Raw genomic sequence first — 17969 nt, 5'->3', positions numbered from 1 at the left:
TCCTTTATCAGTGTCCAGTTTATCTCGTTTTTCAGTACCGCTGCAAGATATCCCCGTTTTTGCCGGTTCCCGGCCGCATTCCGTATAAATTTGTATACAATTTTAGGTAAGTATGTTATTATAATGAAGGTTACTGTATGCATGATAAAAAGTTAAATCTTTAGTTTTTAGAGGTTTCATATGAAGCTGCAGAAGAAAATAGGTCTGGTTTTTTTTATACTCGGTCTTGCGATCGGAACGACGGAAATCGCCGCCGTGTATACGCCGTTGCTCGCCAATTTCGAGCGTGTGTTCGGCACGCAGGCGGAAATGATCGTTACGTCCGGCAATAATTTGGTGATGACATATTATCAATACGACACCGATGAGGGAAAGTATGTCGATACGGCGATGAACGACGCGAATCTGGTGAGTCTGTTTTCTTTGCCGAAAGAAGTGCAGGATATCCTGATCTATCTGGATAAAAACGGTCAGGCGGAAGCGTCGTACACGTATAAGGGCGGAAACTATCATATTATCCGTAACAATATCGTCGACACCGATTACAGCGTGTACATCACCGTTCCCGATGAAACGCTGTTCGCTACGGTTTTTACCATGCGCCGTACGACCGTTCTGATCGGTGCCGTAATCGCAGCCGTGGTGCTCGCCGCTTCGTTCATTATCGGGCGGGGAATCATACTGCCGCTGCTGGCAGCTTCCCGGTCGCTGAAGGATATTGCCGAAGGCAGCGGCGACCTTTCCGTACGGATGCCGGTAAAGGGAAACAACGAAGTTTCCGACGTAGGTAGGTATTTTAATAAATTCGTCGATTCGCTGCACGCAATGGTCGTGCAGATAAAGAAGGAATCCGAACTTATGGCTGACATTTCCGCCCATTTGAACGAAAAAACGGCGGGAATAAAAAACGATATGACGCAGATTTCGACGAGTATTACCGATCTGAATTTCAAAACGGAAGAACAATCAGCTTCCGCAGCGGAAACTTCGGCAACTATTGAGCAGATCGCCCGGAACATTGAAAGCCTGTCCGGTCAGATAGAAGATCAGTCGTCTGCGGTAACTCAATCGTCGGCGGCCGTCGCTCAGATGGTGTCCAACATCAATTCGATTTCAAATAATCTCGATAAAGCTTCGGCAAAATTCAAGCGGCTGCAGGATTCTTCTACGGACGGAAAAACCAGTATAGAAGACATGCGCGCCGTCGTTGCGGACGTTTCCGGCCGTTCGGCGCTGCTGCTCGAGATGAATACGGTGATCGACGCGATCGCCAGTCAGACGAACATGCTCGCCATGAACGCGGCCATTGAAGCCGCTCACGCCGGAGACGCCGGCGCGGGATTTTCAGTCGTTGCGGACGAGATTCGCAAACTGGCGGAAGAAACGGCGTCCCAGTCGAAGCAGATTGCGGGTGAATTGCAGAACATCGTGTCCAGTATAGAAACGGTCGTTGCCGCTTCGGCAAAAGCGGAAAACGTCTTTGATGAAATCGTGTCCGAAGTTACGGTGTCGAACGGTTTGGTCAATCAGATTTCGATGGCGCTCAAAGAACAGTCTGAAGGCAGCCGGCAGGTACTGACCGCGCTGAAAAACATTCAGGACATCACGGTGCAGGTGCGCGACGGTTCCGTTGAAATGAACGGCGGAACGACCGCCATACTGAAAGAGATGCAGCGGCTGACGGATATTTCCCGGCAAGTGCAGGATAACGCGCTGATTATTGCGAACGCGGTCGAAACCATCGGCGCTTCAGTCGATTCCATCACGAGTGAATCGAACCGGAACGGTGAATGCGTCGAGGCGCTGAACGAACTGACCGGCAAGTTCAAACTGTAGCCGAACATTCCGCCATGCATGAAGTTACGGTCAAGGGAATTTTATCGGCTGAAAACGGTATGAATCTGTATCGCGGCTGTCTGCACGGCTGCATTTACTGCGACGCGCGCAGCGCCTGCTATCATATCGATCACGATTTTGAAGATATAGAAGTGAAGTCGAACGCACTGGAGCTTTTGGAGCGCGCCCTCGCCCGGAAACGTAAAAAATGCATGATCGGTACCGGTTCCATGAGCGATCCGTATCTTCCGCTTGAGCGGCAGCTCGGCCGCACGCGCGCAGCGCTCGAGCTTATCGCCGAATACGGATTCGGCGCCGCGGTGCAGACGAAAAGCGATCTGGTTCTGCGCGACCTCGACGTACTCGAAAAAATAAACGCGCGCACGAAATGCGTCGTGCAGCTGACGCTGACGACAGCCGACGACGCGCTGTGCCGGATTATCGAGCCGAACGTGGCGGTTACCGGCAGACGGTTTGAAGTTCTGAAAGCATTGCAGGCACGCGGTATTCCGACCGTCGTGTGGCTGACACCCATCCTGCCGTTTATAAACGATACCGAAGAAAATATCGTGCGTATCCTCGATTACTGCATTGCAGCGGGCGTATACGGTGTTATCTGTTTCGATATGGGATTGACGCTGCGCGACGGTAACCGCGAATATTTTTACCGTAAACTCGACGCGCATTTTCCCGGCCTGAAAGAACGATATGTCAGACAATACGGAGACCGGTACGTGCTTTCAAGTCCGCATAGCGGCGCTTTGATGAAGCTGTTTCATCAAATATGTCGGGCGCACGGCATCGTTTCCGACGCGGACGCCGTCTTCAGGTATCTGCACCGATTTGAAGAAAAACGGCCCTCGGGCCAGTTGTCCTTGTTTTCCTGAACCGTCTATCGCAGCGGCTGCGTAAAAAGACCGTGCGTACTGCACGCAACGTACAGCGTTCCGCCGGGCAGCTGCGGAATGCGGACGGCGGCTTCCTGTTCGGGATACAGTTTTACGAGCGTAAGACTGTCCCAGCGTACGTATGCGGCGAACGTCAGATAGTGCATTTTAGACATTTCGTGATTGAACGTAACGTAATAATCCGTATCGCTTTTTTCGATACGGGCTGCGTGCGCTTTGTCTGCCGCCTGCGGTGCAAGCGGCTCCAGTTTTCTGCCGCAGCACGAAATTTCTGCCTGTCCCGTTGCGCTCAGTATATTCGCGCAGTCGGGGCAAACGTAAAACGATAATTTTTTCATATTGCCTCCATTCCTATCGTTCGGTTCAAGGTCTCCGTTCAAAAGCGCGGCGGTATCGACACCGAGGATGCGCGACAGCGCGGAAAGCAGCGTAACGTCGGGGCAGCCGGCGCCGGTTTCCCATTTTGAAACCGCTTTATCGCTCACGAACAAACCGTCGGCAAGCTGTTTCTGCGTCATACCTCGCTCTTTGCGCAGTCGTGCTATCAGGTTTCCGGTTTTTCTGCAGTCCATATCTCAAGACCTCCATACTTCGATACTACCATCGGAAGCGGATGTATGCAATCAACGCTCCGTAGAGTTGCTCTCGAAAGACGGGCACCGGTGCCGGAGACGGCGCCGGATACCAAACCTCCGTGCGTCCGCGATTCCGGAATCTGTGCGGCAGGAAAATAAATTTCTTAAGCAAGAAATTTATTTTCTTAAGCAAGAAATTAGTATTTCTTAAGCAAGAAATTAGTATTTCCTAAGCAAGGAATTTATTTTCTTAAGCAAGAAATTGGTATTTCCTAAGCAAGGAATTTATTTTCTTAAGCAAGAAATTGGTATTTCCTAAGCAAGGAATTTATTTTCTTAAGCAAGAAATTAGTATTTCTTAAGCAAGGAATTTATTTTCTTAAGCAAGAAATTCCCGTTTCTCAAGCGGAAACTGTTTGTGGTTTCCTGAACGGGGTGAGCGGTATCCGGTGCGCGTAAATCTTCCGCAGCGCCGGTGTGCCGTCGTTTTATCCCCGGCAAATAAAACGTTCCCTCTTTCGTTCCCGCCGCACACTGTGCTATACTGAGCGCATGAAACATCCGGCGCGGATCAGTACGGCTTTAAGAATCGCGTGTGCCGTCCGTTTCTGCACGCGCACGCGAATGAAATCACCGGCTGCGTGCTGAGTGGGAGAGGAGTGTGTTTTGAAAATCGACCGCCTGATAGGGATATTATCCGTCTTGCTTCAGCAGGATAAAGTAACCGCACCGTATCTGGCGGACAAATTTGAAGTGTCGCGCCGAACCATTCAGCGCGATATCGAAGATATCTGCCGCTCGGGAATTCCGCTGGTAACGCTGCAGGGGCAGAACGGCGGGATTTCGATTATGGACGGCTTCCGCCTGGACCGGACGCTGCTGACGTCGTCCGACATGCAGGCGATTTTGGCCGGAATACGCAGTCTTGACAGCGTAAGCGGTTCCGCGCGGTATCGGCAGTTGATGGAAAAACTTTCCGCCGGGAATTCCGACGTATTGGCTTCGAACAATCACATCAGCATCGATTTGTCTTCTTGGTACAAATCGTCGATTGCGCCTAAAATCGAACTGATACAGGCGGCCGTCGGCAACTGCGAACATATCAGTTTTACGTATTTTTCTCCGAAGGGCGAAACCTTCCGCCGCCTGGAACCGTATCGGCTGCTGTTCCGCTGGTCGTCCTGGTACGCGTGGGGCTGGTGTCTTGAGCGCGGCGATTTCAGAATGTTCAAACTGAACCGTATGCAGCAGCTGACGCCGTGCGGATCGTTTTTCAAGCCGCGCCCGCTGCCGCCGCCCGCTGCGGATGCTGCCGAAGACCGGTACACCGAACGACGGCTGGACGTGTGCGCCGTATTCGAGCCGTGCATGAAATGGCGGCTGATAGACGAATACGGTGCGGCGAGTTTTACCGAACGGGACGACGGAAAACTGCTGTTCCGATTCCGTTTTACGGATAAACAGTGGCTGTTCGGCTGGCTGCTCAGTTTCGGAGCTGCCGTTGAACTGATTGAACCCGCCGAGTGCCGCTGCGAGTTGGCCGGAATCGTGCGTACGCTTGCGGCAAAATACGGCTGAGCTGCAAATCAGTCCAAGTCGAACATGCCCGTATACAGGTTGTAATATCTGCCTTTCCGGGCGATCAGTTCGTCGTGGGAACCGCGTTCGATGATACGGCCGTTTTCAAGAACCAGAATGACGTCCGAGTTTCTGATGGTTGAAAGCCGGTGCGCTATGACGAACACGGTGCGGCCTTCCATCAGGCGGGACATGCCTTTTTCTATGAGCGATTCCGTTCTCGTGTCGATGGAACTGGTCGCTTCGTCAAGGATCAGCACCGGCGGGTTTGCAACCGCGGCTCTGGCGATTGCCAAAAGCTGCCGCTGTCCCTGACTGATGTTGATTCCGTCGGACGTGAGCACCGTGTCGTAGCCGTTTTCAAGATGTGCGATAAACGAATCCGCGTTCGCAAGGTGCGCGGCGTCCCGTATCTGCTTCATACTTGCGTCCGGATTACCGTATCTGATGTTGTCCGCGATGCTGCCGGTGAACAGGTGCGTGTCCTGCAGCACCATGCCGAGCGATCGTCTGAGCGCGTCTTTTTTAATCTTGGCAAGCGGAATCCCGTCGTACGTGATACTGCCTTCCTGCGTGTCGTAAAACCGCGTCAGCAGGTTCGTGATCGTCGTTTTTCCCGATCCGGTTGAACCGACGAGCGCTATTTTCTGCCCCGGTTTTGCGTACAGAGACACGTCGTGCAGTACGGTTTTTTCCGCTACATAGCCGAACGTTACGCCGTCGAACCGGACTTCGCCCCTGAGCGGGACGAACGGCGCGGTGTCGGGCGCCGTCGTGTCTTTCCAGGCCCAGGTTCCGGTTCGTGCGAACGATTGCACGAGGTGCGCTTGGCCGCCGGCGGAAGCTCCGGCAGGAGCTTCGACTGCGTTCACGAGCGTATAGATGCCTTCATCCGATTCGGACCGTTCGTCTATCAGGCGGAAAATACGTTCCGCGCCCGCAAGCGCGTTCAGTATGCTGTTGAACTGCTGCGACATCTGCGTAACCGGCTGTGAGAACGACCGCGTGTATTGCAGGAACGACGCGATCGTTCCGATATCCATGCGTCCGGCGATAACGAGCAGCGCGCCGGCCATTGCGGTGAGCGCGTAATTGACGTGCGACAGATTTCCCATCAGCGGCATCAGGATATTTGCCAGCGAGTTTGCCCGTGCGCTCGATTCGCGCAGTGCGTCGTTCAGCCGGGCGAACGCGGCTTTCGATTTTTCTTCATGGCAGAACACTTTGACTACTTTCTGCCCTTCGATCATTTCTTCTATATAACCGTTCACCGTGCCGATGTTCAGCTGTTGGGCGCGGAACGCGGAACCGCTGCGTTTGCCGATCTGCGCGATGCACAGCAGCATGACGCCTATCATGGCGACGACGACGACGGTCAGCAGCGGACTGAGCAGAATCATCATGGTGAACACGCCGACGACGGTTACAAGTGAAGACAGCATTTGCGGAATGCTCTGGCTGAGCATATCGCGCAGCGTATCCGTGTCGTTCGTGTACAGCGACATGATTTCGCCGTGCGTTCTGGTGTCGAAATATTTGAGCGGCAGCGTTTCCATATGCTCGAACATTTCGGTTCTGATGCGGAACAGCGTTCCCGTCGCGACGGTCAGCATGATTCTGTTGTTCACGTAGCCGGCGACGGCTCCGGCGGCAAAAATCAGCGCCATAACGGACAGTAATCCGATAAACTCGCTCAAGTCGGGATGCTGCTGCCCGATCAGCGGAATGATGTAATCGTTGAGCGCGGGGCGCAACAGATACGTTCCGGCGATCATGGCGCCGGAGTTGAGCAGCACGCAGATAACGACCGGTATCAGCAATAATTTATATTTACCCATATAAGAAAACAGCCGACCGACTGTTTTCCCGATGTGCTGCGGTTTTTTTCCGGGGCCTCCCGCGCGGGGGCCGTGTCCTACGGGCGGCATCAGACCGCTCCTTTCTGCTGAGATTCGTATACTTCGCGGTAGATGCTGCACGATTTCAGCAGACTGTCGTGCGTACCGGAATCGACGAGGCGGCCGTCGTCCAAAACGAAAATGATGTCGGCGTCTTTTACGGAAGTAATGCGCTGCGCGATGATGATCTTCGTCGTGTGCGGCAGGCTTTTTCGCAGCGCGCTTCTGATGCGGGCGTCGGTCGCCGTGTCTACGGCGCTCGTACTGTCGTCGAGGATGAGTATTTTCGGCTCTTTGAGCAGTGCGCGCGCAATGCAGAGACGCTGCTTTTGTCCGCCCGACAAGTTTACGCCGCCTTGTCCGAGGACCGTTTCGTATCCGTCGGGAAACGATTCTATGAATCCCGCCGCGTCGGCTGCGGTGCAGGCGGCTTTGATTTGCCCATCGGTCGCCCGTTCGTTGCCCCAGCGGAGATTTTCACTGATAGTGCCCGAAAACAGCACGTTCTTTTGCAGCACCATGGCGACCGCGTTCCGCAGCTTTTCAAGCGGCAGCGTGCGGACGTCTTTTCCGCCCACGAGAACGGAGCCTGCGGTCGCGTCGTACAGCCGCGGAATCATCTGCACGAGCGTCGATTTGGACGAACCGGTTCCGCCGATAATACCCGCGACGACTCCCGCCGGAATGGTCAAAGAGATACGGTCGAGCACCGGCAGCGCCGCGTTTTTAGCGTATGAAAAAGACACGCCGCGGAATTCGACGGTTCCGTCGCCGATATCCGCCGCTTGAGGTGTCGTGGCCGCTTCCGGTGCAGCGGATGCATCCGTGCCGGCGTCCGCTTTGACCGGCAGCGGATCCGTTATGTCGGGAGTTTCGTCGAGTACTTCAAGAATGCGCCCGATGGACGCTTTGGACAGAACCAGCATGACGAATATCATTGAAATCATCATGAGCGACATGAGTATCTGCGTAATGTACGTGACGAAACTGATCAGCTCGCCGGTCTGCATCGTGCCGCCGATTATCATGTTGCCGCCGAACCAGAGCACGGCGATAATGCACACATACATCATGATCTGCATGAGCGGCATACCGAAAATGATGATGCGCTCGGCTTTTACCTGCGCGGTACGGACTTCGTCGGCCGTTTTGCGGAATTTGTCTTCTTCATATGATTCGCGTACGAACGATTTGACGACGCGTATGCCGTTCAGGTTTTCCTGCACGTCGCTGTTGAGACGGTCGTATTTTTTGAGCATTTCGCGGAATCGGGGGAACGCTTTTATTCCGATGAGTACCAGACCGATTGCCAAAATCGGAATCACGATAAAAAACAGGGATGCGAGTTTCAGGTTGATAAAACACGCCATGATCGTCGCGCTGATAAGCATGACCGGCGCGCGTACGCAGATGCGGATGATCATCTGATACGTGTTCTGCGTGTTGGTAACGTCCGTGGTCAGCCGGGTTACCATCGACGCGGTACCGAATTTGTCCATATTTGAAAACGCAAAGTCCTGCACTTTGCCGAACAGCTTCCTTCGCAGATTATGGGAAAATCCGGTGGAGGCGAGAGCTGCGAACCATCCCGACAGGACGCCGCAAAGAAGCGAAAAGCAGGCCGCTCCTATCATCAGCACTCCGGTGCGCACGACGTAATTGATGTCGCGGTTCGTAATGCCCGTATCGATTATGTTCGCCATAATCAACGGAATCAGGACTTCCATTGCAACTTCGCCGATCATGGCTAACGGGGTCAGAACTGTATATATTTTGTATTTTTTTTCCAACCCGCCGACCAATTTTGTAAGTGTCGTCATGTCCTAAATATACTGAAAAAAAAAAGATCAGTCGATGAAAAATCTGTTATATTTTTGCATTTTTTTCATACCGATATTCCCGTTCGGCGAGCGTTACCGCGATTCGCCGTGTACAAGCAGTTCCCAAACGGAAAAGCCCCATTTCGTGGCCCGTTCCGTGCAGTCTAGTCTTACGAAGCGGCCGGTTACCGGAGAAAACGCGACAGTCTCGTCTCCGCCGGCACCTTGCGCCGTTTCGTACACGGTATGCCAGTTCCTGCCGTCGTTCGATATCCTGATTTCGTACGCCGTCGCGTACGCGGCTTCCCAGAGAACGGTAACGCCCGAAATAGGGACCGTTTTTCCCAAATCGACGGTTAAATACTGATCGTCGGCATATGCGGAAGCCCATCTGGTACGCGGGTCCGAATCGAACGCCTTATCCGCACTCAAAAACGCGGTTTCCGTACTTGACGCCGAGGCGGCCGGTTCCGCTTGTGCGGCGATGTTTTTGTATGCAACGTAAATTTCGGGATTCAGCGTCGAGGCGATTGAAGTTCCCGAAGTGAGTTCCGCCCGTGCGGAAAGTGCGTATCTGCCGTTTTCCGGCGGGATCCAGGTGATGGCGAACGGTGCGTTTTGCGCCGTACCGATAACGGCTCCGTTCGCTTTATATACGATTCTTTGCACGGATGCGGCGTTTTCCAGCCGTACCGACAAGCCGAGCGGTTGGCCCGATTCGGCGATGGCGGGCAAGTCCGCCGTGGCGAGCTGCACGCGGTTTTCCCGCGGCGGATGATTATAGAAGAAATCCGCAACGTACGCGGTCGTTTCCGGTTGCCACGCGTGCCCGCCGGTTTCATACGTTGCAAGGACGATATCGGCGCCGGTTTCGGGATTCGACCATATTTTTGCGGTCGCGCCTGCGGGAGCCGGATACGGGGCGGCGTTCGGTTCCGCCCGCACTGCGCGACGCCAATATGAAACTGATTTTTCCGCCGCGACCGGAATCCCGTAGACCGGATCGCCCGTGAACGGAACGTTCCGATCGTCAAGACAATGTATGTGCAGCAGCGACGTGTTTGAGTTTTTCAAATTGCCCGAATCGCTGATCGGGCGCTCCCGGGTCGGATACATGAGACCCGAAACCGGCGCGACCGCAGCGAACGTATTCGGAAACTCTCCGGCGAGTTTGTATACGGCGAAACTTCCGAGCGAAAAACCCGTTGCGTAAATTCTGTCTGCAGCGATCGGGTAGTGCGCGCAGAATTCGCGGATGAGCGTTTTGAACAGTCCTTTTTCATCGAGCCGGCTTTCCCGATCCGGCATGATTTCCCAGTCGCCGTTGTAACCGTCGGGATATACCATGATAAAATCGAGTTCCGGCGCGAGTTCGTCGAAGCCGCGGATTCGGAATTGCTCGCCGACGGCGGCGGTCCAATGCAAGCCGAATACGAGCGATTTTTGCGCCGCACCGTGATTTGCGTTCGGAACGGTTATTACGCCGCTTCGGGTTTTGCCACCGTGCGTGAGTACGAATCTGCCGCCGTTATCATAGACGGTGAACGGAATGTCCGGCGCCGATTGAACGACGGGCTCCTTTTTTCCGGCGAGCATTCGTATGAACGAATGGATAAAAAGCGTATCGTTTTCATCCGATCCGCCGAACCCGGTTAAAAAGTTCCGATCGGCGGTAACCAGCGCCCGGGTGTACACTGCGCCGGAACGTTCGAGCGTCGGTTTTTCACTCGGAAACGCCGATGCCTTCATTCCGTTTAGGAACGGAGCGAGCGCCGCCGTCGCATATCCTGAAGCGGCAATCGGTTTGTCTCGGTGGATTAAATGGGTACAGATCCGAATGAAATCCGGATCCGATGCAAACGTACTGCGCTGCGCGCCGTTTATCAGGAGCAGCGCGTCGTATTGACTCGGATCGAGCGTATTCAGCTTTCTGCAGTTATAAATCGTACGGTTGTGAACCGTAACGGCGCTTCCGCCCGAAAGCGAAGCATACGTCAGGGTGTTTCCTGCAAGCGATAATCTCGTTTCCGCTATCGTAAACTGCAGGTCGTCTAGGCCTGCGTCGGGGAGCAGAACCAGAATACGCTGATTGAGCGTACCGTACGTTTCCGGGCGAACGGCAAAACAACCGCCGAACACAAAAAGACAAATGGCGGCGAGTACCGTCTGCAGAAGCTGATGCGCTATTCTCATGTTAAAATGGTAATCTGCCTCATACCCGTTGTCAACTTAAAACGTATTGATTTGCCGCAGACAGTGCCGTATTTTATTTTCGGCCGTGTATTATGTCCAATCCTTCTACTTTATTGCGGCAGAAAGGATTCCTTTGACACGGATACTTTTTTTTGCTATACTATTGAACATATTGCATGGGATCATAGCTCATCCGGATAGAGCAACTGCCTTCTAAGCAGTAGGTAGGGGGTTCGAGTCCCTCTGGTCCCGGTTTTGACGGGATGTAGCGCAGCTGGTAGCGCGTCTGGTTTGGGACCAGAATGTCGCAGGTTCAAATCCTGTCATCCCGAATTAATTTATTGTAAAGAAAGAAAATAAAAGAACAGCCGTTTCTCATTCGGTATGACTTTGCATAAAAAGTGCATACGGAGGTTTATTATGGCTGTCTATTATCATTTATTCAAAAAGACCGTTACGCTTAAATCAGGTAAGCAAATAAAAAAGTGGTACTACTGGTACTACAGCAGCGACAAAACGCAGGTGCGGAAATCATGTAAAGGTTGTGTGTCCAAAGCTGAAGCACAAGCGTATATTGATTCATTACCGCCGCCGGCAGTTTGCAGTGCGACGGTTTCCCGTATTGCCAAAGATATGTATATTCCCGGTTCCGTTCATTACGAACGACGGCGGCAATTCGGTAAGTCGATAAGTCCCCGCACGATGCTTGATTGCCGTGCATACGTTAAATATATAATCGACGTTTTCGGCGACAGACGAATTGAAGATCTGCGGGTCTCCGAAATTCAGCAGTATTTACTGAACTGCAATAAATCAGGCAGTTGGAAAAATCGATATCAGGAAATCTTTTGTGAAATATATGATGAAGCGGTTTGGCAAGGGATTTCCGTTTCAAAACCGACTTTCATAAAATTTAAACGAAATTCAAAACGGCAAAGTGTTCTTTCTACGGAAGAATATTCCCAAATCTCGTCAACGACGCCGGAAACCTTCCGTATCCCCGGATATGTGGAATATGAATCGTTTTGCACTCATATTAAGCCGCTCGCATTGGAACTGATTGAAAAGAACCGTACTGAATTGAATCTGAATCATGACAAGACTCAAAATGAAGAGCCGGTTAAGAAAAGTGAAGCAGTACAAAACGAACGAATATTTACCGACAGAAACCTTGATCTGTTACAGGGACAGCTTGAACTGTTTGAAAATGCTGCCGAATACAACAGTGTTCAGCATGACTTTTGCTTACTGATACTTTTACAAAAGAATCAAAACCTATTGCGTTTGCCCTTGATACGGAATCAGCCGTTTCACACAGCAGACAAAGAATTATCGTAAATGAAATTTGCAGTATTCACGATAGAACTCTTATAGCTAAAAACGGTACGAATGTGCTTGACCAATGGACAGCCAAAGGTTTGCTTAGATACGTTGACGACAAAAAAATATCCGATTGGCAGCGGGCAGCCGGAGTATACTTCTCCTTAGCGGCTCTCCAATCGGATAATCAAACCTTATCCGGAAACACCGATTCTGTCAAGACGAAGACCGGCTATCTTAATTTCATCATAGCAGAACATCCGGATACATATCTTACATCCGGCGATCCTGCCGTTACGCGCGATCACATCCGGCAAGCAAAAATGGCCGCACGCATGTACTGTGATCCGATACTGAGCGGTACCAATGACGGACAGAAATGCGGTCTATGGAAAAGTTTCCGGGATTTCAGGCAGCACGGAGTATTTGATATAACGGGAAAATCCGTTGACGTAGATACTGCCGGAAATATCAGCGCCGACGGCTGGAGTCAAATGGCTCAGGCGCTGCGCATTTACCGCGATAAACGCTTTGAAACGTTCCGGTACCTGTTCGTCGCACCGGACGGCACGGTAAAAGATCAACTGGCAATCTCAGCCCACCTGCCGAATAGAACCTTTGCCACTGAAGATATGGATACAACAAAAGAATTGGAACGGCTGTTTACCGGCAATGACGGAAAGTGTCTGCTGCAGGGACATGTCATACTTGATCATGATACGTTCGGATTATATGAACGGGGAAGCGTACGGAATCGATTGTGAATCGGCTTATAACTCCGGTCAAAAGTAAAAACGCAGACTACGGCTTATCAAACGTATTTAAGGCATTCCGGACTGCCGTTCAGGATGGCTCCGGTTTTAACGCCGTATCGATCCGAACCGGTAAGAATATTGCGCCGGAAAAAGCCGTACGTATACTTGAGGACAAAAAATCGTTTAAAAGACAATCGCAGACGCCGGTGGTCAGAAACAGAACCGAAGAGCGTGGCGGCAGTGTGAAAATAGCGTAAAACTTCAGAATTTCCTTGCTTTTTTCTAATAATAATATTATTCTAAAAGAAGAGGAGACATGATATGGCATCTTTAAGTATAAGTTTGAAACCGACTCTTTTGGTTAAACTTGATGAATGCGCAGAAAAATTCGGATATACTAAAAGTAAAATTGCGGAAAATGCAATTTCACGTTATTTGGAGGAACTGGAAGAGGATAGGGCGGATTATCAGCTTGCCGAAAAAGCTTGGTTCGATTTCGTGTCTAATGGAGAAAAAACCTATACACTTACTGAAGTTGAAAAAGAGTTCGGTCTGTGAAAGTAGTTTTAACGGATTCTTTTAGAAAGCAAATAAAAAAAATTGATAATTCAGTTGCAAAATTAATTTTAAACTATTTGAAACAGATTGAAAATTTGGAAGATCCTCGTTCACGTGGTAAAAAACTGATCGGTAATTTAGCCGGAATATGGCGTTATAGAGTAGGCGATTACCGTATTTTTTGCAGAATTGTCGATGATGAATATATTATTTACGCCATTGATTTCGGACACAGGAAAAATGCCTACGACTGATTAACAGAATTTGATATTTGAAAGACTACTTGTTTTTTTGACTTTATAGTATTATAATTAATACCATATTTTGCAGAGGTTCCCGAACGCCGTCGGATACCCTCTGAAACGTGCTTTTATAGTAAATCGGAAAATCCAAATATATCGCCGATTGCTTGTAAATTATTTTCGAGAGGGTATGTTAAAATGAAACTCAAAAAGATGGCCGCATTGGCAGCGGTAACAGTGTGTGCATTCGGGGTATTTGCAGTCGAAATTTCGGATGCATTTTTTGAAGACAGCAGTTCGTACAAATTGAAACCGATTAGCGGGCTTGAGGTGTATGCTGCTAAACTTCCCCTTGAATTTCCGTATGATCCGAAAGCATTCAAAGACGAGTTATGGAATCTGGCCAAACGGCGTGATGTGATCGGGAAAAAACTTTCAGCGTTAAATGATACTAATTTTTCGCCGGAAGCAGCAGTGGCAAAAAAATATATTCCCGAATATACACAGGATAAAGAATTCATTGCACGGATAAAAAATTTGCAAACTAAATCTCCTGCTCAAATCGGAAACTATGCCGTTTCGTTAATGAATACTTATACCAGCGAAGGTGTATTCGGAAAGATAACGAATAGAATTATCAATAATCATGATGATTTATCCGTTGCCGATAAGTGGACTGAATTCGGTATTACCGAATTATCCGAGGCAGGAATAGGTGATTGGTGTACGAGGGTTTCTAACGAATATCAGAGAGTGTTGAATTCTCTTTCTGACGAATTTGTGAATTACTATAATGGAAAGCTTGCTTTAATTCAGGATGTGGCAGTTGCCACTTCTGACATGGAAGCCGTGCAAAAATATTTATTGGAAAATAAGGCCGCTTTTGAAGCCGTTATGGTGGCCGTTGGTGACTATTATACCAATATTTCGTATTGTGAGGCATATATCGGTTCTTTTTTTGCCGCTTACTTTGCCTATCGGGACGGAACACCTGTTAATGCGAAGTCTCCCGATTCTTTTTATGTAGCAAGTAAAAGTAATTAATTTCTTGGAGGAATACAGTGAAAAAATTAATTGTAGCGTTTTGTGTTATTTTTGCAGCTTTCTCTATGATAAGTTGTAAACAACCGAGGTTCAGTTTATAATCCCAGCTGGTCGTAATGCTGATGCTCGCTTTCATGCTCTGTGATATTCCGGAAAGTGTCGTCAGTGCGATACTACCTGTGGGATCTTCTTTTATGCCGGTTACGGATATCGTTTTGGACGCGGGATCGACTGCGTAGGTAATGTATTCGTTCGAGTTGGTGAACCACTGGATATCGGCAGTATCCGGCACAAGCGTATATTTGAACGTTTTCGTTTGTCCCGGCTGTACACGCATGGTCTGCGTGTCGAACGCGAATTGGCGGGCAGCTTCGACTACGGCATCGCATTTTGCTGATTTTCCGTTCCATTCCGCTGTGACGGACGTGCGTCCGGATGCGAGTCCGTACACTGCCACAGTCTTACCAGACCCGAGTACGGTTACGATATCCTGTCCGCCAACCTTATCGGCCGACCAGGTGATGTTGTTGTAGTCGCTCGTTGTGCCGTTATCAATGGTTGCCGACAATTCTATCGTCTTGCCGGTTTCAAGGGACATATAGTTTTTATTGAGCGCTATGCCTCCGGCGGAACCGGTAACCTCTATGTGCATACGGACCGCTGACTGTCGCAGGGCAAATCCTGTCATCCCGAATATCGCGTGTTAGCAAGACGTTTTTTCCGAATGCAGACCGACAGGGATTTTCCGTATAATAAGAATATTTTAAAACCTATCCGGTTTCCAGGATAGATTTTGCAGTTGTCATGGCAGGATTTTGATCTTTCGATACGGATTCCTTCAATAATATGGTGCTGCTTTTTTTCGGCGCCTGCTGTGCATTGTTCCGTCCATTCCTTTATGCGTTATCCCGTAAAATCGGTTTTGACTATTGACTACGACCGGATGTTTTTGATATAATATATAGTACTTATGGTATAAACTGTTCCGGTATATTCCCGTTAGATATCGGAGCGTGCATGGGTTTGTCGGATAACTTCAGTTTCGAGACGGCCCTATATAAAATGGATACAGAGGTAGAAGATGTACGCACTCGTCGAGTATAAGGGCAAACAGTATAAAGCTGAAAAAGACGCTCTCATTCAGGTAGACAAGATTGATGCTGAAAAAGGCAGCACAATTGATATTGATACGGTATTGCTCGTAAGCAGCGACGGATCGGTAAGCGTTGGCGCGCCGTATGTAAAAGGCGCAAAAGTCCGCGTCGTCGTGGAAGACTCTTTCAAAGACGGTAAAGTTATCGTTTACAAATACAAGAGCAAGAAAGACTACCACCGGACGATCGGACACCGCCAGCAGTATACGACTGTCCGTGTTCAGGAAATCGTCGTAGCGTAATCCGTTATGACGGTGGTGTATCTTTCGCGGAGCAGAAACGGGCAGTTCCGTTCCTGCAGGGCGGAAGGGCATTCCGGATACGCTCCGTCCGGTTCCGATATAGTTTGTGCGGCGGTAACGGTTCTTTTGCGGACTACGCTGCAGGTTTTGTCGGAATCATTCGGAAGTGCGGTTAAAACGGATATTACTTCGCGCGGAAATCTCGCGTTCCGTGTGGATGATTTTGCCGGCGGGAAATCCTGCCGGTTGATTTATGCGGCGGATTTTTTACGGAGCGGTCTTACGGCGCTTCAGAATGAATATCCCGACTGCGTAACGATGCGGGAACAAATTGAAGATTAACAGCGGAGGCATATTATGGGACGTAAAAAGGGCGGAAGCGGCGCGAAAAACGGCCGCGATTCAAACCCCAAATATTTGGGTGTAAAAGTGTACGGCGGTGAAGCGGTATCTGCCGGTTCGATTCTTGTCCGCCAGCGCGGAACGAAAATCCATCCGGGTGACAATGTTCAGAAAGGAAAGGACGACACTTTGTTCGCAACGGCGGACGGTACCGTTCTGTATCACGAACGCAAGGGCCGCAAACTGGCGTCCGTCGCGCCCGTTGAAGCGTAACGCGAACAGTTCTGAACTGATGAATATACCCGGAGCAGGTCGTACCTTCTTCGGGTATTTTTGTATTTTAAGGATAAGACAGTGATACAATTTGCAGACGAGGCGTTGATTGAAGTCCGTTCCGGCAAGGGCGGCAACGGCTGTATCGCGTTCCGGCGTGAAAAATACGTGCCGATGGGCGGTCCTGCCGGCGGCGACGGCGGCAAAGGCGGCGATGTCGTGTTTTGCGTAAAACGTAATCTGCGCACCCTCGCGCACATGCGTTACAAACAGGTTTTCAAGGCCCGCAGCGGAGCCGACGGCGAAGGCGGCAACCGTTTCGGGCGCGACGGTGAAGACGTGATTATTCCCGTTCCTCCGGGAACGTCCCTGTTCGACGCCGACAGCGGCGAACTGATCCGCGAATTTACGACCGAAAGCGAGGACGACCGTTTCGTGTTTTTGACCGGAGGTAACGGCGGCTGGGGAAATTCTCATTTCAAGACGTCTACCAATCAGGCGCCCCGTTACGCGCACGAAGGCAAACCGGGCGAAGTTCGCCGGCTCCGCGTAGAGCTGAGTATTATGGCGGACGTCGGTTTGGTCGGTTTTCCGAACGCGGGAAAATCGTCGCTGCTCGATCATTTTACCAACGCGCGGCCTAAAATCGCTCCGTATCCGTTTACGACGAAAATTCCGAATTTGGGCGTGCTGCACGCAGACGCCGACCGCGACATCATCATCGCCGATATTCCCGGTATTATCGAAGGCGCTTCCGAAGGCGCGGGACTGGGAATCAGGTTTTTGAAACATATTTCGCGTAGCGCCGGATTGCTGTTCATTATCGACTGCTCCGACGACGACTGTTTGAACGCGTACGACACGCTGTGCGCGGAACTTTCTTCTTTTTCGCCCGAACTCGCCGCCAAACCCCGCATCGTGTTGTGCAATAAAACCGATACGGACGGCGCTCCCGAACGCGCCGAATTGGTTGCCGAGTCGATCCGCACAAAGCATCCCGGAGAAATCGTCATTCCGATGTCGATATACGCCCGAACGGGACTCGATAGGGTGCGCCGCGAAATCCTTTCGCTGGTCGAACGGATGGAAGACGCCGGACACGTCAGCCCGTCGTCCAAAAACGTGCCCAGAACGGCTGCTGCGGACGGCGGCGCCGAATCGGAATTTTTGAAAAGCCGTTCAGTCTGCGGCGAAGAACCCGTGCAGTATCCGGGCAGCGAGGCGTAGCGGC

General features: G+C 50.8%; 17 protein-coding genes and 2 tRNA genes. 14 read left to right on the top strand and 5 right to left on the bottom strand.

Annotation, left to right across the window (positions count from 1 at the left end; all coding sequences use genetic code 11):
* Positions 1-180: 180 nt before the first annotated feature.
* On the top strand, positions 181-1836 hold the full coding sequence (locus TREBR_RS09270) for a methyl-accepting chemotaxis protein (RefSeq protein ID WP_013758921.1): 1656 nt from the start codon (positions 181-183) through the stop codon (positions 1834-1836).
* A gap of 14 nt (positions 1837-1850) precedes the next feature.
* Positions 1851-2723, top strand: a complete 873-nt coding sequence (locus tag TREBR_RS09265) for an SPL family radical SAM protein (protein WP_013758920.1) — start codon at positions 1851-1853, stop codon at positions 2721-2723.
* Between the two features lie 5 nt (positions 2724-2728).
* Here TREBR_RS09265 and TREBR_RS09260 read toward each other — a convergent pair whose 3' ends face one another.
* Positions 2729-3316, bottom strand: a complete 588-nt coding sequence (locus TREBR_RS09260; protein WP_013758919.1) for a helix-turn-helix domain-containing protein — start codon at positions 3314-3316, stop codon at positions 2729-2731.
* Between the two features lie 669 nt (positions 3317-3985).
* Here TREBR_RS09260 and TREBR_RS09250 point away from each other — a divergent pair.
* Positions 3986-4897: a helix-turn-helix transcriptional regulator gene (locus TREBR_RS09250; protein WP_013758918.1), complete on the top strand. Its 912-nt coding sequence runs from the start codon at positions 3986-3988 to the stop codon at positions 4895-4897.
* An 8-nt stretch (positions 4898-4905) separates the two neighbouring features.
* Here TREBR_RS09250 and TREBR_RS09245 read toward each other — a convergent pair whose 3' ends face one another.
* The 3 genes from TREBR_RS09245 to TREBR_RS09235 form a co-directional block, all read right to left on the bottom strand.
* On the bottom strand, positions 4906-6825 hold the full coding sequence (locus TREBR_RS09245) for an ABC transporter ATP-binding protein (protein WP_013758917.1): 1920 nt from the start codon (positions 6823-6825) through the stop codon (positions 4906-4908).
* Entirely contained in the window at positions 6825-8615 is a 1791-nt protein-coding gene (locus tag TREBR_RS09240; RefSeq protein ID WP_013758916.1) for an ABC transporter ATP-binding protein, read from the bottom strand. Before TREBR_RS09240 ends, TREBR_RS09245 begins: the two co-directional genes overlap by 1 nt.
* Before the next feature lie 93 nt (positions 8616-8708).
* Positions 8709-10808 carry a discoidin domain-containing protein gene (locus TREBR_RS09235; protein WP_013758915.1) on the bottom strand — a complete coding sequence of 700 codons (2100 nt, stop codon included), beginning with the start codon at positions 10806-10808 and terminating at the stop codon, positions 8709-8711.
* Between the two features lie 178 nt (positions 10809-10986).
* Here TREBR_RS09235 and TREBR_RS09230 point away from each other — a divergent pair.
* The 7 genes from TREBR_RS09230 to TREBR_RS09195 all read left to right on the top strand — a co-directional run bounded on the left by TREBR_RS09230 (position 10987) and on the right by TREBR_RS09195 (position 14727).
* Positions 10987-11060: transfer RNA gene (locus TREBR_RS09230), tRNA-Arg, on the top strand.
* A 7-nt stretch (positions 11061-11067) separates the two neighbouring features.
* Positions 11068-11140, top strand: a tRNA-Pro gene (locus TREBR_RS09225).
* Between the two features lie 88 nt (positions 11141-11228).
* Entirely contained in the window at positions 11229-12146 is a 918-nt protein-coding gene (locus TREBR_RS09220) for a hypothetical protein (protein ID WP_013758914.1), read from the top strand.
* Complete coding sequence (locus TREBR_RS14800) at positions 12050-12892, top strand: MuF-C-terminal domain-containing protein (protein ID WP_169310634.1); 843 nt, start codon at positions 12050-12052, stop codon at positions 12890-12892. Before TREBR_RS09220 ends, TREBR_RS14800 begins: the two co-directional genes overlap by 97 nt.
* A 312-nt stretch (positions 12893-13204) precedes the next feature.
* A complete protein-coding gene (locus TREBR_RS09205) occupies positions 13205-13441 on the top strand; it encodes a hypothetical protein (RefSeq protein ID WP_013758912.1) in 237 nt (78 codons plus the stop codon).
* Positions 13438-13695, top strand: coding sequence for a type II toxin-antitoxin system RelE family toxin (locus TREBR_RS09200; protein ID WP_013758911.1), 258 nt, complete (start codon positions 13438-13440; stop codon positions 13693-13695). Before TREBR_RS09205 ends, TREBR_RS09200 begins: the two co-directional genes overlap by 4 nt.
* A gap of 186 nt (positions 13696-13881) precedes the next feature.
* On the top strand, positions 13882-14727 hold the full coding sequence (locus TREBR_RS09195; protein WP_013758910.1) for a hypothetical protein: 846 nt from the start codon (positions 13882-13884) through the stop codon (positions 14725-14727).
* On the opposite strand, the gene TREBR_RS09190 is transcribed toward TREBR_RS09195, so the two are convergent.
* Positions 14678-15379 (bottom strand): hypothetical protein, encoded by a 702-nt coding sequence (locus TREBR_RS09190; RefSeq protein WP_013758909.1) that lies wholly within the window; start codon positions 15377-15379, stop codon positions 14678-14680. The genes TREBR_RS09195 and TREBR_RS09190 overlap by 50 nt on opposite strands.
* A gap of 429 nt (positions 15380-15808) precedes the next feature.
* On the opposite strand from TREBR_RS09190, the gene rplU reads away from it, so the two are divergent.
* The 4 genes from rplU (at position 15809) to obgE (ending at position 17965) form a co-directional block, all read left to right on the top strand.
* The gene (gene rplU, locus TREBR_RS09185) at positions 15809-16123 is read left to right on the top strand and encodes a 50S ribosomal protein L21 (RefSeq protein ID WP_013758908.1); all 315 of its coding nucleotides are present in this window, start codon (positions 15809-15811) and stop codon (positions 16121-16123) included.
* Between the two features lie 6 nt (positions 16124-16129).
* Positions 16130-16465 carry a ribosomal-processing cysteine protease Prp gene (locus tag TREBR_RS09180; protein WP_013758907.1) on the top strand — a complete coding sequence of 112 codons (336 nt, stop codon included), beginning with the start codon at positions 16130-16132 and terminating at the stop codon, positions 16463-16465.
* Between the two features lie 15 nt (positions 16466-16480).
* Positions 16481-16738, top strand: a complete 258-nt coding sequence (gene rpmA / locus TREBR_RS09175; protein WP_013758906.1) for a 50S ribosomal protein L27 — start codon at positions 16481-16483, stop codon at positions 16736-16738.
* Positions 16739-16819: 81 nt separating this feature from the next.
* Positions 16820-17965, top strand: coding sequence for a GTPase ObgE (gene obgE / locus TREBR_RS09170; protein WP_013758905.1), 1146 nt, complete (start codon positions 16820-16822; stop codon positions 17963-17965).
* Positions 17966-17969: the final 4 nt, after the last annotated feature.

The organism is Treponema brennaborense DSM 12168 (assembly GCF_000212415.1).
Classification (GTDB): Bacteria; Spirochaetota; Spirochaetia; order Treponematales; family Treponemataceae; genus Treponema_F; species Treponema_F brennaborense.
Note: the sequence above shows the minus strand (reverse complement) of the source record. Positions and strands in the feature narration are given on the sequence as shown.

What these genes read in the sequence shown, in the direction of transcription:
- TREBR_RS09260 (WP_013758919.1), bottom strand. Translation starts at nt 3,316, where the DNA reads ATGGACTGCAGAAAAACCGGAAACCTGATAGCACGACTGCGCAAAGAG.
- rpmA (WP_013758906.1), top strand. Translation starts at nt 16,481, where the DNA reads ATGGGACGTAAAAAGGGCGGAAGCGGCGCGAAAAACGGCCGCGATTCA.
- TREBR_RS09245 (WP_013758917.1), bottom strand. Translation starts at nt 6,825, where the DNA reads ATGCCGCCCGTAGGACACGGCCCCCGCGCGGGAGGCCCCGGAAAAAAA.
- TREBR_RS09270 (WP_013758921.1), top strand. Translation starts at nt 181, where the DNA reads ATGAAGCTGCAGAAGAAAATAGGTCTGGTTTTTTTTATACTCGGTCTT.
- TREBR_RS09240 (WP_013758916.1), bottom strand. Translation starts at nt 8,615, where the DNA reads ATGACGACACTTACAAAATTGGTCGGCGGGTTGGAAAAAAAATACAAA.
- rplU (WP_013758908.1), top strand. Translation starts at nt 15,809, where the DNA reads ATGTACGCACTCGTCGAGTATAAGGGCAAACAGTATAAAGCTGAAAAA.
- TREBR_RS09190 (WP_013758909.1), bottom strand. Translation starts at nt 15,379, where the DNA reads ATGCACATAGAGGTTACCGGTTCCGCCGGAGGCATAGCGCTCAATAAA.
- TREBR_RS09265 (WP_013758920.1), top strand. Translation starts at nt 1,851, where the DNA reads ATGCATGAAGTTACGGTCAAGGGAATTTTATCGGCTGAAAACGGTATG.
- TREBR_RS09195 (WP_013758910.1), top strand. Translation starts at nt 13,882, where the DNA reads ATGAAACTCAAAAAGATGGCCGCATTGGCAGCGGTAACAGTGTGTGCA.
- TREBR_RS09205 (WP_013758912.1), top strand. Translation starts at nt 13,205, where the DNA reads ATGGCATCTTTAAGTATAAGTTTGAAACCGACTCTTTTGGTTAAACTT.
- TREBR_RS09180 (WP_013758907.1), top strand. Translation starts at nt 16,130, where the DNA reads ATGACGGTGGTGTATCTTTCGCGGAGCAGAAACGGGCAGTTCCGTTCC.
- TREBR_RS09220 (WP_013758914.1), top strand. Translation starts at nt 11,229, where the DNA reads ATGGCTGTCTATTATCATTTATTCAAAAAGACCGTTACGCTTAAATCA.
- TREBR_RS09235 (WP_013758915.1), bottom strand. Translation starts at nt 10,808, where the DNA reads ATGAGAATAGCGCATCAGCTTCTGCAGACGGTACTCGCCGCCATTTGT.